The organism is Micromonospora sp. L31 (genome assembly GCF_052068075.1).
Lineage (GTDB): Bacteria > Actinomycetota > Actinomycetes > Mycobacteriales > Micromonosporaceae > Micromonospora > Micromonospora purpureochromogenes.
Map to the genome: position 1 here is coordinate 1 of NZ_JBQHDC010000014.1, position 14,949 is coordinate 14,949.

The 14,949-nt window shown below is 75.5% G+C and carries 18 protein-coding genes; 7 read left to right on the forward strand and 11 right to left on the reverse strand.

Features of this window, described 5'->3' with window-relative positions; genetic code table 11:
- Positions 1–943 precede the first annotated feature (943 nt).
- Positions 944–1,738, reverse strand: a complete 795-nt coding sequence (locus ACTMS9_RS27220) for a DedA family protein (RefSeq protein ID WP_441148269.1) — start codon at positions 1,736–1,738, stop codon at positions 944–946.
- 79 nt (positions 1,739–1,817) lie between these two features.
- On the opposite strand from ACTMS9_RS27220, the gene ACTMS9_RS27225 reads away from it, so the two are divergent.
- The 3 genes from ACTMS9_RS27225 to ACTMS9_RS27235 all read left to right on the forward strand — a co-directional run bounded on the left by ACTMS9_RS27225 (position 1,818) and on the right by ACTMS9_RS27235 (position 4,071).
- Positions 1,818–2,522 (forward strand): carbon-nitrogen hydrolase family protein, encoded by a 705-nt coding sequence (locus ACTMS9_RS27225; RefSeq protein ID WP_441166335.1) that lies wholly within the window; start codon positions 1,818–1,820, stop codon positions 2,520–2,522.
- 98 nt (positions 2,523–2,620) lie between these two features.
- On the forward strand, positions 2,621–3,265 hold the full coding sequence (locus ACTMS9_RS27230) for a phosphotransferase (protein ID WP_441148271.1): 645 nt from the start codon (positions 2,621–2,623) through the stop codon (positions 3,263–3,265).
- Positions 3,262–4,071: an MOSC domain-containing protein gene (locus ACTMS9_RS27235; protein ID WP_441148272.1), complete on the forward strand. Its 810-nt coding sequence runs from the start codon at positions 3,262–3,264 to the stop codon at positions 4,069–4,071. The genes ACTMS9_RS27230 and ACTMS9_RS27235 overlap by 4 nt, the downstream gene beginning before the upstream one ends.
- Positions 4,072–4,077: 6 nt before the next feature.
- Here ACTMS9_RS27235 and ACTMS9_RS27240 read toward each other — a convergent pair whose 3' ends face one another.
- From ACTMS9_RS27240 to ACTMS9_RS27265, 6 genes are all read right to left on the reverse strand, one after another.
- Positions 4,078–5,517 carry a serine/threonine-protein kinase gene (locus tag ACTMS9_RS27240; RefSeq protein WP_441148273.1) on the reverse strand — a complete coding sequence of 480 codons (1,440 nt, stop codon included), beginning with the start codon at positions 5,515–5,517 and terminating at the stop codon, positions 4,078–4,080.
- Positions 5,518–5,637: 120 nt separating this feature from the next.
- Positions 5,638–5,841: a hypothetical protein gene (locus ACTMS9_RS27245; RefSeq protein WP_154937752.1), complete on the reverse strand. Its 204-nt coding sequence runs from the start codon at positions 5,839–5,841 to the stop codon at positions 5,638–5,640.
- Between the two features lie 2 nt (positions 5,842–5,843).
- Complete coding sequence (locus tag ACTMS9_RS27250) at positions 5,844–6,881, reverse strand: LacI family DNA-binding transcriptional regulator (RefSeq protein ID WP_441166336.1); 1,038 nt, start codon at positions 6,879–6,881, stop codon at positions 5,844–5,846.
- A gap of 137 nt (positions 6,882–7,018) precedes the next feature.
- The gene (locus tag ACTMS9_RS27255; RefSeq protein ID WP_441148275.1) at positions 7,019–7,867 is read right to left on the reverse strand and encodes an SAM-dependent methyltransferase; all 849 of its coding nucleotides are present in this window, start codon (positions 7,865–7,867) and stop codon (positions 7,019–7,021) included.
- 109 nt (positions 7,868–7,976) lie between these two features.
- The gene (locus ACTMS9_RS27260; RefSeq protein ID WP_441148276.1) at positions 7,977–8,864 is read right to left on the reverse strand and encodes a helix-turn-helix domain-containing protein; all 888 of its coding nucleotides are present in this window, start codon (positions 8,862–8,864) and stop codon (positions 7,977–7,979) included.
- A gap of 127 nt (positions 8,865–8,991) precedes the next feature.
- Positions 8,992–9,234, reverse strand: coding sequence for a DUF397 domain-containing protein (locus ACTMS9_RS27265; RefSeq protein ID WP_441148277.1), 243 nt, complete (start codon positions 9,232–9,234; stop codon positions 8,992–8,994).
- A 270-nt stretch (positions 9,235–9,504) separates the two neighbouring features.
- On the opposite strand from ACTMS9_RS27265, the gene ACTMS9_RS27270 reads away from it, so the two are divergent.
- Positions 9,505–10,155, forward strand: coding sequence for a GGDEF domain-containing protein (locus ACTMS9_RS27270; RefSeq protein ID WP_441148278.1), 651 nt, complete (start codon positions 9,505–9,507; stop codon positions 10,153–10,155).
- Positions 10,156–10,182: 27 nt separating this feature from the next.
- Here the strand turns inward: ACTMS9_RS27270 and ACTMS9_RS27275 are convergent, their stop codons facing one another.
- The 3 genes from ACTMS9_RS27275 to ACTMS9_RS27285 form a co-directional block, all read right to left on the reverse strand.
- Positions 10,183–10,656: an SRPBCC family protein gene (locus ACTMS9_RS27275; RefSeq protein ID WP_441148279.1), complete on the reverse strand. Its 474-nt coding sequence runs from the start codon at positions 10,654–10,656 to the stop codon at positions 10,183–10,185.
- Positions 10,640–10,987 carry an ArsR/SmtB family transcription factor gene (locus ACTMS9_RS27280; RefSeq protein ID WP_280837688.1) on the reverse strand — a complete coding sequence of 116 codons (348 nt, stop codon included), beginning with the start codon at positions 10,985–10,987 and terminating at the stop codon, positions 10,640–10,642. The genes ACTMS9_RS27275 and ACTMS9_RS27280 overlap by 17 nt, the downstream gene beginning before the upstream one ends.
- Before the next feature lie 102 nt (positions 10,988–11,089).
- Positions 11,090–11,584 carry a type II toxin-antitoxin system PemK/MazF family toxin gene (locus tag ACTMS9_RS27285; protein ID WP_441148280.1) on the reverse strand — a complete coding sequence of 165 codons (495 nt, stop codon included), beginning with the start codon at positions 11,582–11,584 and terminating at the stop codon, positions 11,090–11,092.
- Between the two features lie 95 nt (positions 11,585–11,679).
- Between ACTMS9_RS27285 and ACTMS9_RS27290 the strand changes: the two genes are divergently transcribed.
- Complete coding sequence (locus ACTMS9_RS27290; protein WP_441148281.1) at positions 11,680–12,282, forward strand: DUF4291 domain-containing protein; 603 nt, start codon at positions 11,680–11,682, stop codon at positions 12,280–12,282.
- Between the two features lie 60 nt (positions 12,283–12,342).
- On the opposite strand, the gene ACTMS9_RS27295 is transcribed toward ACTMS9_RS27290, so the two are convergent.
- A complete protein-coding gene (locus tag ACTMS9_RS27295; RefSeq protein WP_441148282.1) occupies positions 12,343–13,089 on the reverse strand; it encodes a class I SAM-dependent methyltransferase in 747 nt (248 codons plus the stop codon).
- A 33-nt stretch (positions 13,090–13,122) separates the two neighbouring features.
- Between ACTMS9_RS27295 and ACTMS9_RS27300 the strand changes: the two genes are divergently transcribed.
- Both ACTMS9_RS27300 and ACTMS9_RS27305 read left to right on the forward strand, forming a co-directional pair.
- Entirely contained in the window at positions 13,123–13,638 is a 516-nt protein-coding gene (locus ACTMS9_RS27300) for an NUDIX hydrolase (RefSeq protein ID WP_441148283.1), read from the forward strand.
- A 41-nt stretch (positions 13,639–13,679) separates the two neighbouring features.
- On the forward strand, positions 13,680–14,915 hold the full coding sequence (locus tag ACTMS9_RS27305) for a hypothetical protein (protein WP_441166337.1): 1,236 nt from the start codon (positions 13,680–13,682) through the stop codon (positions 14,913–14,915).
- Positions 14,916–14,949 lie beyond the last annotated feature (34 nt).

Consider the following 14,949-nt stretch of genomic DNA (forward strand, 5'->3'; position numbering starts at 1 on the left):
TTCGCCTCAGCGGCCGGGGTGGCGTGGGCCTCGGTGACCGGGCCGGCGAAGACGCCACCGGCGAAAGCCAGACCAGCAATACCCAGAACGCTCTTACGCAGAATGGTCGTGTTCATCAGAGTGGCTCCATTCGGGGGTTGGCACCCAGACCCGACGGGGGTCGAGCGGGCGCAAGCACCACGACGGCGCTCAAAGATCAAAGGGGAAAGTCTCGTCCCGGCTGGCTTCGCGAGCGGGGGCTCACGGCGCCGGGTCCAGGTGTAACGACCGGCGGCCCACCATCATTCCGGCGGCCCGCATCCCGGGGCCGGCCACGCGTTCGGGCCAGGCCAGCGGGGTGCTGCTGCGATCGTCCAGGTGATGTAACGACCCGGGGCCCGTCGTCATTCCGGGGCCGGGCACCCCGGGCGGCCCACTTGATCGGGCCAGGCCAGCGGGGTGCTGCTGCGATCGTCCAGGTGATGTAACGACACCGGCCCGGCCACCATTCCACCGCCAGGGTGCCCCCGGTCACGGGACGACCCGCCACTCGCCGGCCCAGACCCGGACATCGGACGGCACCCCAGCCGGCACCAGAATCGGACAGTCCATGCATGAGCGCCTGGCCAGCCAGCTGGGCGCGCCCGCACCGAATCGAACAATCCGCGCATAGGCCCTTGGAGTGGTGCAGGCGCCAGTCGTCCCCTCCCGGCCTTCGCCGGGCGCCACGATGAGTGCCGCGTTTTCGGCTGCACCGTTTGCGGTGTGTCGCGGTGACGCGGGCGCGGGAACCCGCGACACGCCGCAAACCGCGCGTCGGATTCCCGCGGGCGCGGGAACTCGCGACACGCCGCAGACCGCGCGTTGGAGTCCGAACCGCGGGCACCGCTCCAGACCGGGCGCGACGGGCGGGCCTTGGCGAGCCGCGGGAACGCCGTCCAGGGCAAGGGGCCGTCGGCTGGGGTCAGGCGTCGGGGCGCCAGGAGGAGGCGCGGTAGACGGTGCCCCGGTGACCGCTCACCTCGCCGACCTGCACCGGCCCGGCTGACGGCGCCGGGTCGAACGGGTCGGGGGACGAAACGGCGGAGCTGCGGGCCTGGCGGGCACGGCGTACGCGGGTGACGACGAACCAGACCGCGGCGGCCACGCAGGCGGCGATGACCAGCTTCTGGAACGAACCGACGTACGACTCGACCACGTGCCAGTTCTCGCCTAGCAGGTAGCCGGCCAGCACGAAGGTGGTGTTCCAGATCAGACTGCCCAAGGTCGTGTACAGCAGGAAGGTGCGGACCGGCATCCGTTCCACCCCGGCCGGCACGGAGATGAGGCTGCGGAAGATGGGGATCATCCGCCCGAAGAACACCGCCTTGACCCCGTGCTTGAGGAACCACGCCTCGGTCCGGTCGACGTCGCTGAGCTTGACCAGCGGCAGCCGGGCCGCGATGGCGCGCATCCGGTCACGGCCCAGGGCGGCGCCGATCAGGTACAGCACCCACGCGCCGACCACCGAGCCGAGCGTGGTCCACAGGATCGCCCCGACGAGGCTGATCTTTCCCTGCGCGGCGGCAAAGCCGGCCAGCGGAAGGATGACCTCGCTCGGGATCGGCGGGAAGAGGTTCTCCAGCGCCACGGCCAGCCCGGCGCCCGGGCCGCCGAGCCGCTCCACCAGTCCGGTGACATAGCCGACCGGCCCTTCCGCGGACGGTTCGGAGGTGGACACGACCGCGCGGGGGTTGAGCGCCAGAGAGCCAGGGATCATGGACCAAAGTTACGAGCCGACGCGCGCATCGACCACGTCCGGCACCCGCGCCGAGCCGATCCAGCAAGGGAGCCCACCCGTGCGTACGCCACTCACCCTCGCGGTGGCCCAGCCCCACTGCGTCCCGTACGACGTCGCCGCCAACGTGGCGGCGCACGCCGCGCTGGTCCGCGCCGCCGACGCCCGGGTGGTGCTCTTCCCCGAGCTCTCCCTGACCGGGTACGAGCTGGACGCTCCCCCGCTCGACCCGGCCGACCCCCGGCTGGCGCCGCTGGTCGCGGCGTGCCTGGCGACGGGCACGCTGGCGTTGGCCGGGGCACCGGTCGCCGACGACGCCGGCGCGGCGTACATCGGTGTGCTGGCCGTGGACGGGGGCGGCGCGCGGGTGGCGTACCGGAAGATGTTTCTGGGTGGGGCGGAGGCCGCGCGGTTCGTGGCGGGCCGGGAGCCGGCGGTGGTCGAGGTGGACGGCTGGCGGCTGGGCCTGGCCGTCTGCAAGGACACCGGGGTGGTGGAGCACGCGGCGCGGACCGTGGCGCTCGGCGTCGACGCGTACCTGGCCGGGGTGCTGGAGGCGCCCGCGGACGCGGCGGTGCCGGACGCGCGGGCCCGGCGGGTCGCCGCCGAGCACGGCGTGTGGGTGGCGACCGCCAGCTTCGCCGGGCCGTCCGGCCGGCACTACCCGCGCAGCGCCGGCGGCTCCGGGGTGTGGCGGCCCGACGGCACGCCGGTGGTCCGCGCCGGCGCCGCGCCCGGCGAGGTCGCCCGCGCCACCCTCCACTGACCACGGTCGGCCGTCGACCCCGCGCCTGCGGCCGGCCGGACCGGTGTGGCCGCGCGGGCGGGCCACGCGGAACGGGGGCCGCCGGTTACCGTGGGCCGGTGCCCGCCGCCACGCCGCTCGCCTCCGGCCGGGACGCCGACGTGTACGCCCTCGGCGCGGACCGGGTGATCCGCCGCAATCGCGACGGTGGCGACGTCCGCGCCGAGGCGGAGCTGATGGCGTACCTGCGCGGGCAGGGCTACCCGGTGCCTGAGGTGTTCCGGGCCGACGGACCCGACCTGGAGATGTCCCGGCTGGCCGGGCCGACGCTGGCCGAGGCGCTCGTCACCGGCGTCGCCGACATCCGCTCCGGCGCCCGGATCCTGGCCACCCTGCACCACCGGCTGCACGCCCTGCGCGCGCGGCGCTCCCCCGATCCGGCCGCCCGGGTCCTGCACCTGGATCTGCATCCGCAGAACGTCATCGTCACCGCTGACGGGCCGGTGGTCATCGACTGGGGCAGCGCCCGCGAGGGCCCACCGGAGCTGGATCTGGCGATGACCGCGCTGATCATCGCGGAGGTGGTCACCGACCCGGCCTCGCCGTTCGCCGCGCCTGCCGGCGAGCTGCTGACGGCGTTCCTGGCGGAGACCGGGCCGGTCCGGCTGCTGGACCCGGCGATCAACCTGCGCGTGCGTACGGGGCCGCTCGACCCGGGGCGGGTCGCGCAGGCCGCGGCCCGGGTGCGGACGGCCCCCGGGTGACCGGCGGGCTCCGGCAGCTCTGGCGCTACCCGGTGAAGTCGATGCTCGGTGAGCCGCTGACCGCCGCGACGGTCGACGAGCGGGGCGTGGCCGGGGACCGCCGGCTCGCCCTCGTGGACCGGACCACCGGGCGGGTGGCCAGCGCCAAGCAGCCACGGCTGTGGCGGGGCCTGCTCACCGTCCGCGCGGCCGGCGGCACCCCCGATCCGGTACGCCTCACCCTCCCCGACGGCACGCTGCTGAGCACGGCGGACGACCGGGCGGCCGACGTCCTCTCCGGGCTGCTCGGCCGGGCGGTACGGCTGACCGCGGCGGTGCCGGACGACGCCGTGCTGGAACGGGCCGACCCGGACGCGGTGCTGTCGGCCGGGGTGACGGCGGTGACGCCGACGACGCAGAGCCGGCTCGGTGGGGCGGCCCCGCCGGGCAGCCTGGTCGACTTCGCGCCGGTGCACCTGGTCGCCACGGCGACCCTGGCCGCGCTCGGGCCGGTCGACCTGGTGCGGTACCGGCCGAACCTGGTTGTCGACGCCGGCCCGGCCTTCGTGGAGAACGGCTGGGTGGGTCGGGAGTTGCGCGTCGGAACCGAGCTGGTGCTGGGGGTGGTGGCGCCCACCCCGCGCTGCGCGGTGCCCACCCTGGCGCACGGACCGCTGCCGCCCGACCCGGACGGGTTGCGCGCTGCCGCCCGACTCAACCGGGTGGTGCCGCTGCCGGGGCTCGGGCCGCAGCCGTGCGTCGGTGCGTACGCGGTGGTGGTGCGGGCGGGTCGGGTCGAGGTCGGCGACCCGGTCGAGGTGGTCTGAGCCGGGTCAGTCGTTGCTCCGCGAGCGCGGCCAGCCGGCCAGCAGGTCGCGCAGCTCGGACGCGGTGTCGTCGTCGATGCGGTCCTGCTCGACCGCCTCGGCGAGCCGGCCGGCCAGCTCGCGCAGCCGCTTGAGCCGGTCCTTGGGCTTGCCCTCCTCCAGTTCACCGAGCTTGTCGCGCAGCTCGTCGGCGGTCTCCGGGTCGATGTCGCCGGCGGCCTCCGCCCGGTCGAGCAGGGCCGCGAACTCGTCGGCGAGCTGCCCCGCCGTGCGTGGCGCGGGCCGTTCGTCCCGCGACGGTGGGGCGGTGGACGGCTCGGCCGACGGGGTCGGCTCGACGGTGGGCTCGTCCTCCACCGCGGTGATCGGCGCGGCCGGGGTGCGGTGGTCGGGCCCGTCGTCGAGGACGAGCACGCCGACCAGGCCGAGCAGCAGCGCGACGCCGGCCGCGACCAGCACGCCCAGCGCCCGGTTCGGGCGGCGCGGCGGAGCGGCGACCGGAGGCGCGGGACGGCCGGCGGGCGGCCGCGGCGCCGCGGCGGACCGGTCGACGAGGGTGGGCTGCGGGGGCGTCGGCACCGTCGGCAGCAGCGCGGTGGGCGGCTCGGCCGGTCGGCCGGCGCCGAGCCGGGCGGCGAGCTGCGCGGCGGTGGGCCGGCGGGCCGGGTCGACGGACAGGCAGGCCATGGTGAGCTCGGCGATGTCGGCGGGCAGCCCGGGGATCCGCAGCGGCGGCACCGGGGTGTGCCGCGCGTGCACCTCCAGGGCGTCCTCCCAGGTCTGCACCGGTAGCGGAGCCCGGCCGGTGAGGGTGCGGTAGAGCAGCGCGCCGAGGGCGTACACGTCGCTGGCCGGGTCCGGCGGGCCGGGCGTGAGCCGTTCCGGCGCGAAGTAGGCGGGGGTGCCCATCATCAGCTCGCCGGTCTGACCGGCGAGCGGGTGCCGGGGCCCGGCAAGGGCGGCGATGCCGAAGTCGAGGACCTTGGCGCCGGTCTCGGTGAGCATGACGTTGGCCGGCTTGACGTCGCGGTGCACCACGCCGATCCGGTGCGCGGCGGCGAGCGCGGCCGCCACCTGACCGGCCACGCGGACCGCGTCCGGCCAGGCCAGCGGGCCGGCGGTGAGCCGGTCGGCGAGGCTGCGCCCCTCGACCAGCTCCATCACCAGGTACGGCACGACCACGCCGCCGGGCAGGGTCGCCTCGCCGTAGTCGTAGACCTGGGTGACGTGCGGGTGGGTGAGCCGGGCGGCGGCCCGCGCCTCCCGCTGGATGGTGGCCCGCAGCTGCGGGTCGGCGGCGAGCTGCGCGGCGAGGGCCTTGACCGCGACGGGGCGGTGCAGCACCTCGTCGTCGGCGCGCCATACCTCGGACATTCCGCCGAGGCCGATGGGCGCGCGCAGGACGTACCGATCGTGCAGGCGCGTGGCGGGCGTGAGCGACGACATGATGCTCCAGTCTGCCCGGCCCGCCCGGCCGGACACCAACCGTGGTGCCCGGTTGGGCGTCGTCTGGCCGGAAAAGCACCCTACCGGGTGCTTACCGGGTGGCCTCGGCCACCCCGGCGGTCAAGGGCGGCAGGTCGGGGCGGGCGCGGGCGCCGGCTCCGTGAGGTCGGCGAGCCGGCGCAGCGCGTGCGCGGCGGCGAGCCGGACGGGCGCGAGGCGGTGGCGGCGGGCCCGCTCGGGGCGTACCGGCGCGTCGGGGCGGGCCGAGTTGACGTGGCGGGTGACCGCGTCGATGGCGAGGGTGAAGCCGGTCGGCTGTTCCATGGTCAACTCCTCGGTACGGGGCGGGTGGAGGTGCGGACGACCAGCTCGGTCGGGAGCAGGATCTGCCCGGCGGCGTCGTCGGCCGGTGGGTCGAGCAGCAGTTCGGCGGCGATCCGGCCCTTTTCCTCGGCCGGTTGCCGGACGGTGGTGAGGCCGGCCGCGGCCGCTTCGGCGACGTCGTCGAAGCCGGTGACCGAGACCGTGGCGGCCCGCTCCCCGAGGGCGTCCAGGGCGCCGAGCGCGAGCACGTCGGAGGCGGCCAGCACGGCCGTCGGCGGATCGTCGCCGGCGAAGCGGCCGGCCACCGCCTCGGCCCCGGCGGCGCGGCTGTTGCCGGTGGCGTTGAGCAGTGTGATGTCGGGCCAGTCGACGCCGACCGCGGCCAGGGCGTCGGCGAAACCGGCCAGGCGACCCCGGGTGGTCGGATGCGGTGCGGCGTCGGCACCGGCGAGCCGCAGCGGCCCCGGTGGCGCCTCGGGCAGCACGGTGTCGGCGAGCAGCGCCACCCGGCGGTGCCCCAGGCCGACGAGGTGGTCGGCGACGGACCGGGCGGCGGCCCGCTCGTCGATGCCGACGTACCGGTCGGCGGGGGGCGCGGTGGTGACGAAGGGCAGCCCGCGACCGCGGATCACGTCCAGGGCCCAGTGCTCGTCGGCGGCGCAGTAGACGCAGAATCCGTCGACCGCCGCGTTCTCCACGGCCGCCCTGGCCTGCGTCGACCCGGTGGGCAGCGGCACGAGCAGCAGGCTGGTGCCGTGCCGTTCGGCTGCGGCGGCGACACCGGCCAGGAACCGGACGGCGAACGGATCGGTGAAGGCGTACGACAGCTGCGAGGTGAACAGGACGCCGATCGCGCCGGCGAAGCCCCGCCGCAGCGAGCGGGCCGTCGGGTTCGGGCCCGGGTAGCCGAGCTGCCGGGCGGTGTCGAGGATCCGGGTGCGCAGCGCCGCCGAGAGCTGGTCGGGGCGGCAGTACGCGTTGGAGACGGTGCTGCGTGACACACCGACCGCCGTGGCCACGTCCTGGAGTGTCGGTCGCACCCGGGCCCCCTTCTGGATCGATTCAGTCTGGATCGATTCAGAGACTAGCCGGACCGACTCGGAACGGTCAAGGAGAACGGACACGACACGACGAACGGCGCCGGCCGCAGCCGACGCCGTTCCTCGGGAAACCGGGCTCAGGGCTTGCGGGCGATCCCGCCGTACATGCTGACCTCCGCCACCGAGGGGCGCGGCTGCGGCTCGGCCTCGGCCCGCCACTCGGCCACCGAGCAGAGGCCGGGCTCGACCAGCTCCAGCCCCTTGAAGAAGCCGGTGAACTCGTCGAGGGTGCGTAGGTTGATCAGGCCGTGCGGACCGCCGCCCCGGGCCGCCGCCCTGGCCTCCGCGGCGACGGCCGGGGGGAGGTATTCGTGGGTGGCGTGCGACGCGGCGAGGTAGCTGCCGGGCGGCAGTGCCTCCAGCAGGCGGCGCACCACCGCGTACGGGTCGTCGGCGTCCGGGACGAAGTGCAGGATCGCCACCAGCATCAACCCCACCGGCTGGGACAGGTCGATGGTGCGCAGCAGGTCCGGGTGGCGCAGGATCTTCTCCGGGTCGCGCAGGTCGGCGTCGATGTAGGCGGTGGCGCCCTCGGGCGAGCTGGTCAGCAGCGCCCGGGCGTGGGCCAGCACGATCGGGTCGTTGTCGACGTAGACCACCCGGGACTCCGGCGCGAGCCGCTGGGCGACCTCGTGGGTGTTGTCGGCGGTCGGAATGCCGGTGCCGATGTCGAGGAACTGCCGGATCCCGGCCTCGCGGGTGAGGTGGCGCACCGCCCGCTGGAGGAAGCGCCGGTTCTCCAGGGCGCTGGTGCGGATGGTCGGGAAGCGGGCCGAGATGGCGTCACCGGATTCCCGGTCGGCCTGGAAGTTGTCCTTGCCGCCGAGCCAGTAGTTGTAGCGCCGGGCGGGGTGCGCCACCGAGGTGTCGATCCGGTCGCTCGGGTGGGCGGAGTCCGTGGTGGTACCCGGGGCCTCGGTGGTCACGTGTCGCCTCCATGACTCTGCGCCATCGCGCGCGATGGCCTCCGTCCACTGTCGCCGGTCGGGATCATGGTAGAGGCAGCCGCGGACACCGCGTCGCCCCGGGCGACGGTCACGCCGGGTAGAGCTCGTCGCGGAGCCGGGCCAGGATCTCCGGCGTCCGCTCGGGCGGCGCCGCCTCGACGCAGAGCCGCTCCATGGCCACCGCGTAGTAGTCGAGATCGTCGCGCTTGTCGAGGTAGATGGCGCTGGTGAGCTGCTCGATGTAGACGATGTCGGGCAGGTCGTCGTCGCCGAACCGCAGGATGGTGAACGCCCCGCCAGCGGCGGCGTGCCCGCCCGCGGCGAACGGGATGACCTGCAGCCGCACGTGCGGCGACCGGGTGGCCTCGATCAGGGCGTCCAGTTGGCCGCGCATCACCGCCGGCCCGCCGATCGGGCGGCGCAGGGCGGCCTCGTCGACCACCGCCCACACCTGTGGCGGGGCGGCGCGGCGCAGCAGCTCCTGTCGGCGCAGCCGCAGCTCCACCCGCCGGTCGACCTCCTCGGCCGGGGCGTTCCGGTGGCCGAGCAGGACGACGGCGCGGGCGTACGCGGCGGTCTGCAACAGGCCGGGGACGAACTGCACCTCGTAGGTGCGGATCAGCGAGGCGGCGGCCTCCAGGCCGAGGTACGCCTGGAACCAGCTCGGCAGCACGTCGCCGTACCGGTGCCACCAGCCCGGGCTGTTGGCGTCGCGGGCGAGCTTGAGCAGCGCGTCCCGCTCGTCGGCGGCGCTGACCCCGTAGAGGGTGAGCAGGTCGGCGACGTCGCGTTCCTTGAAGCCGACCCGGCCCAGCTCCATCCGACTGATCTTGGATTCGGAGGCCCGGATCTCCCAGCCGGCGCCCTCGCGGGTGACGCCGCTGGCCTCGCGCAGGCGTCGTAGCTGGGCGCCGAGCAGCATGCGCAGCACGGTGGGCCCGGTTGCCGGACCCCCTTCCGCGGTCGCCATCGCCACGTCGCCCTCCACCTGCTCGCCTTGCGCCGGCCGGGCGCCCCACCCCCGACCGACGTGTAAGCATGCCATGGACGGTGGGTGATCGAACTCCTCCGCGCGGCCGAGATGGTCCCGCCGGCGGGACCGACTATCGATCGATCAGGTTGTCGAAGTCCCCGTCACGGGCGCCGAGGACGAACGCCGTGATCTCGTCCACTGTGTAGATCAGCGCGGGACCCTCGGGATGGCGGGAGTTGCGGACCGCGATGCCCGTCCGGCCGGGGAGTTCGGCCAGCTCGACGCAGTTGCCGCTGGGGTTGCTCCGCCGACTCTTCTGCCACCGCAGCTCGGGGAGCTGGGTGACGGGTACGCCGTTCTCGGGCTGCTGCATGAGGGGTCTTTCTGTGCGGTGATGAGCCGTCCGATGTCGCAAGTGGAGGGTGTCGCGGCGGGGAGGACGGCGACGCCGGATCATGCCGTGCTGCACGTGCATCTGCTATTGCATCCGCATTGGACAGCGAGCATGATAACCCACGTGTGCGGTACCCGACCGTTCACTTTCGGTTACCCCCAACCCGGGCAGCCCCTGGGAGAACGACGGCTGGGCACCGCACGCCGGCCGGCGTCCCGGGCCGTCCGCCGACGCCGCGAGGGAGGTCTCGTGCCGGATCCGCTGAGCGTCGCGTCCGGCATCTCCGCGGCGGGTGCGCTCGTCTCGGTGTGGCAGCTGCGCCGCCGGGCGCTGCGGGCGGAGGCGGAGATCGAATATTTGCAGGCCGAGCTGGCCGCCGAGCGGCACGCCGCCAGCCACGACCCGCTGACCGGTCTGCCCAACCGGCGCGCCTTCTACCGGATCGCCGCCGCGCTGCTCACCGACGCCGGCGGGCGGCCGCTGATCGCCGTGGTGCTCGACCTCAACGACTTCAAGCAGGTCAACGACCGCTACGGGCACGCCGCCGGGGACCAGGTGCTGGTCAGCGTCGCGCAGCGGCTCACCGCCTTCGCCGGGGACAACCTGGTCGCCCGGCTCGGCGGGGACGAGTTCGCCGGCCTGCTGAGCAGCCCGTCGGTCGACCGCCGCTGGATCGACCACGCCACCCGCCGGCTCTGCGAGGCGATGGCCGCGCCGATCCCGGTGGGCGGGCGCAGCGTACGGGTCACCGCCTCGGTCGGCCTGGCGCCGGTCAGCGGCCCGACCCAGCTCGCCGAGGCGCTCTGCGCCGCCGACGCCGCGATGTACCGGGCGAAGGGCGTGACGGCCCGCCGGTCCCCCCGACAGCTCCTGGACGGCCCGCGCCTGGCCGAATGCTGAGCACCCGGCCGACGTCGTCGGGGCCGCTCAGACCAGCGTGACGAGGTACTCCTCCAGCGCCCGGTACGACTGCCGCGCGCCCTCCTCCATGCCCGAGCCCACCATCGCGTCCCGCTCGGCGGCGGTGTCGAAGCGGGTGGTGCCGGAGACCATCGTGCGGCCGTCCTGCTCGGTGAAGACGAGCGTCTCCACGGCCACGTGACCGGGCGCGCCCTCGAACTCGAAGGTCTGCACGATCCGCTCGGGGGCCGCGATCTCGAGGAACTCGCCGCGGAAGGCGTAGGAGTTGCCGTCCGGGGCGTGCTCGACGAACCGGTACCGGCCGCCCACCCGGAAGTCGATCTCGACGTCGAGGGGGTTGCCCCGACCCCACCACCGCGCCAGGTGCGCGGGGTCGGTGTGCGCCGCCCAGACCATGTCGCGGGGCGCGTCGAGGACCCGGGTGAGCACCACCTCGCGGTCGGTGGGCAGCGCGACGGTCAGGTCACCGGTCGGGTTCATGGTTGTTCTCCTTCAGCTCTCGCAGGTAACCGTCCAACGTGTCGTACCGGTCGTCCCAGAGCCGGCGGTACTGGTCGACCCACTCGGCGAGGAGCCGCAACGCCGCCGGCTCGATCCGGCACCGCCGCCACTGCGCCTCGCGGGTGCGCACGATCAGCCCCGCCGCCTCCAGCACGTTCAGGTGCTTGGAAATCGCCTGCATCGAGATCGGGAACGGCGCGGCCACCTCGTTGACCGTCGCCTCGCCGGCGGCCAGGCGGGCCAGGATGGCCCGGCGGGTCGGATCCGCGAGGGCGGCGAACACGGCGCCGACCTGATCTGGTGAGGTCACTGTAATCAACCACCTGGGTTATAAACCGATAGGTTGAATGTACTCGTCGGGGGTGCCCTGTCAAGGACGAACACGCAAAATCGGCTCGGCCGAGCGGCCTCGTCAGCGCCAGCCGTAGCCGGCGCGCAGGGCCTGGCCGATCCGGTCGAAGCGGCCCCGGTCCAGCACCGCGCCCTCGCGCCGGATGCTGTCCTCGCGCATGGTCAGCACCCGGTCGAGGCGGACCCAGCTCGGGCGCCGGTCACGGTCCCACTCCCCCGGGCCGAGCGCCAGCCAGTGCCGCTGGCCGTCACGCTCGCCCTGGCTGGAGAGCATCAGCCCGAACAGCGTGCGGCTGTGCCGGCCGACCACCAGCACCGGGCGGTCCTTGCCCTGCCGGGGGTCGTCCTCGTACGCCACCCAGGTCCAGACGATCTCACCCGGGTCGGCCCGGCCGTCCAGCTCCGGGGCGTACGTCAGCTCCCGGCGCTGCAGGACGCCGACCTGGCGGCGACGGGCCACCTGGGCCGGAATCCGGCCGGCGGTACCGGCCGGCGCGGCCGCACCTCCGGTCGCCCGATTGAGCCGGGCGACGACGTTCCTCAACAGACCTGCCACGGGCGGCAGCCTAACCCCACCGCCGCCCGGGCGCGCGGCCCGCCGGCGGGGTAATCCGCTCGACCGGTCAGGGGGCGGGTGGCGAGGATCGGAGCGTGCAGGTTCCCCAGCGGCAGATCCGGGCCCGCTTCACCGACACGACGCTGACCGTCTACCAGGCGTACCCGCCGGAGATCGCGGCGGCGGCGCTGTCCGCCGGCCGGTTCTGCCCGCCGTTCCGGCGCGGCCGGATGACCTGGATCAAGCCCTCGTTCCGGTGGATGATGTACCGCTGCGGCTGGGCCACCAAGCCGGGCCAGGAACGGGTGCTGGCGGTCGAGCTGACCCGCGCCGGCTTCGAGTGGGCGCTCGGCCGGGCCTGCCCCAGCACTCCCGACCCGGCCCGGCACGCCGACCGGGCCGCCTGGGCCCGCGAGCTGAAGCGCAGCGACGTGCGGGTGCAGTGGGATCCGGAGCGGTCGCTGCGGCTGGCCCCGCTGTCGTACCGGTCGCTCCAGCTCGGGCTCGCCCGCGCCGCCGCCGACCGGTACGTCGACGAGTGGGTGGTCGGGCTGACCGACGTCACCGCGACGGCACGGGAGATCCGGGCGCTGCTCGACGCCGGCGACGACCGGGCCGCGGCGGCGCTGCTGCCCGACGAGCGCCCCTATCCGCTGCCGGCCGGACCGGCCGCCACGATCGGCGCGACGCCGAGCTGAACAGCCGGGCGAGGCGCGACCGCGGCGGCGGCAGCTCGGTGCGGCGCCGGCCCGGGAGGGTCAGCGCGGACGGCGGGCCAGCACCAGGGTGGTCCGCAGGTCCAGCGTCACCGTGCCGCCGAATCCGTCCACCGCCGCACCGACCGCCGCCAGCACCCGCTCCCGCAGCTCCGGCGGGCGGCGCAGCTGCGGCGAGAAGGTGCGGACCAGGCGCTGGTAGGCGGCCGTGGTCAGCGGCACCGGACGGCGGAACCGCTCGGTGCGGACCTCGACGAAGAGCCCACTGGCGGCGATCTCCGCGCCGAACCAGCCGTCCGGGCGGTCGTGCTGCCGGTCCGGGTCCACCGACTCGAACGCCGCCCGCAGCGCCGCCGCCCGGGCCGGGTCGACGTAGTCGTAGCGGTGGGCGAAGAGGGCCAGGGTGCCGCCCGGGGTGAGCGCGTCGTGCGCCCGCCGGCACCGGGTCGCCGGGTCCAGCCAGTGCCAGGCCATCGCGCAGGCCAGCAGGGGCACCCCGCCGGGCGGCGGCGGCCACTCCTCGAAGGGGGCCACCACGACCTCGACCCCCGGGTGGCGGGCCGCCAGCACCGCGGCCATCCGTCGGTCCGGCTCGACGCAGGTCACCGGCGCGCCCAGCCGGGCCAGCAGCCCGGTGGCCAGGCCGGTACCCGCGCCGACCTCGACCAGCCGGGGCGGCACCCGCCCGTGGTAGGCGAGGATGGCCTCGGCGAGCGCGGGCGGGTAGCCCGGCCGCGCGTCGTCGTAGTCGCCCGCGACCTCGCCGAAGACCTCCGCCACGACCGCCATCCTGCCACCGGTCGACGCGCCCGAAGGAGAGACATGATCGAACTGCCGGGAGACCTGCCGGTCGTCGAACGCACCGCCGTCCGGCTGGTGGTGCGCGACGCGCAGGACCGGGTCCTGCTCTTCCACACCCGCGACCCGGACCATCCCCGCCTCGGCACCTGGTGGGAGCTGCCGGGCGGCGGGATGGATCCCGGCGAGACGTACGCCGAGACCGCGGTGCGGGAGCTGCGGGAGGAGACCGGCTTCGTGGTCACCGCCGCCCGGCTCGGCCCGCCGGCCTGGCGGCGGCGGGCCAGCTTCATCCACCGGCAGCGCCGGCACCTGCAGGACGAGGTGGTGATGACGGTACGGCTCGACGCCGCCGGGCCGGACGTCGACGGCGCCGAGCGGCTGGACTACGAGGTGGAGGACTACTTCGGGTTCCGCTGGTGGACGGTCGACGAGGTGGTCGGCAGCACGGAACGCTTCTACCCGGGGCGGCTGCCCGCGCTGCTTCCCCGGTTCCTCGCCGGCGAGGAGATCGACGAGCCGTTCGAGCTGTGGTCCTGAGCGGGGGTGCCGACCGGGCCGGGGATGGGCACAGTAGGGGCATGACGACGACCCTGCACACCCCGCTGGCCCGCTACGCCGCCCGGCTGCACGCCGGCGCCGGCGACCGGCACCACGTCGCCTCACCGCTCGGCGCCTGGCTGCTGCTGGCGCTGGCCGCGCCGGCCGCGACCGGCGCCGACCGGGACGAGCTGGAGGACGTCCTGGGCGTGAGCGCGCCCGCCGCGGCGGAGCTGGCCGGGGCCCTGGTGGACCGGCCCCACCCGCTGGTGCCGTCCGCCACCGCCGTCTGGCAGCAGGCCGGCCACGACACCGCGCGGCTGGCCGAGTGGCGGGCCACGCTGCCGCGTACCACCGCGACCGGGCCACTGCCCGACCAGCCGGGGCTGGACGCCTGGGCCCGCGAGCACACCCTGGGGCTGATCGACCGGTTCCCGCTGACCCGGTCGCCGGACGTGCTGCTGGCGCTGGCCAGCGCCCTGGCCACCCGGATCTCCTGGGCCGACCCGTTCGACCTCGCCCCGGCCGGGCAGCTCGGCCGCGCCAGCGCCTGGGCGGGGCGGCTCGACCGGGTGCTCCGCACTCCCGCGCGCGGCCACCGGGCCTGGATCGCCGCGACCGGACCGGCCGGCGACGTCGCCGTGCACGCCGCGCCCGCCGTCGAGCGCGACGGCGCGGGCCTGGTGGTGGTGTCGGTCGCCGCCGACCCCTCGGCCCCCGCGGCCGACGTGCTCGCCGCCGCGTACGAGGTGGCCGCCACGGCGGTCGACGAGGCGACGCCGGCCGGCCGCCGGTCGCTGTTCGCGCTGCCGCTCGGCGACGGTCCGGCGTGGACGGTACGGGAGAAGCGGGTGCACACCCGCGCCCCGGACGGCCGGGAGGAGCGGCACACGGCAGTGCTGCCCTGCTGGTCGGCGCGGGACGAGCACGACCTGACCGCCCCGGCGCTGGGCTTCCCCGCGGTGGTCCGCACGCTGGGCGGGCTGCTCGGCGAGCCCACCCCACGGCTCGAGGCGCGCCAGGCGGCGATGGCCCGCTACGGCCGGTACGGCTTCGAGGCGGCCGCCGTGACCGCCGCCTTCGCGCTGGCCAGCCTCGCCCCGGAGGGCGTCGCCCGCACCGCGGAGCTGCGCTTCGGCCACCCGTACGCGGTCGTCGCGGTGGCCACCGACCGCGATGGCGGGCCGTGGCACGGGGTGCCGGTCTTCTCCGCCTGGGTGGCCGAGCCGGAGGAGCCGGCGGCGACGGACCTGGCGGACCCGCCCGAGGAGTTCTGACCCGGCCGGGACGGGCACGCCCGGCGTGGAGCCC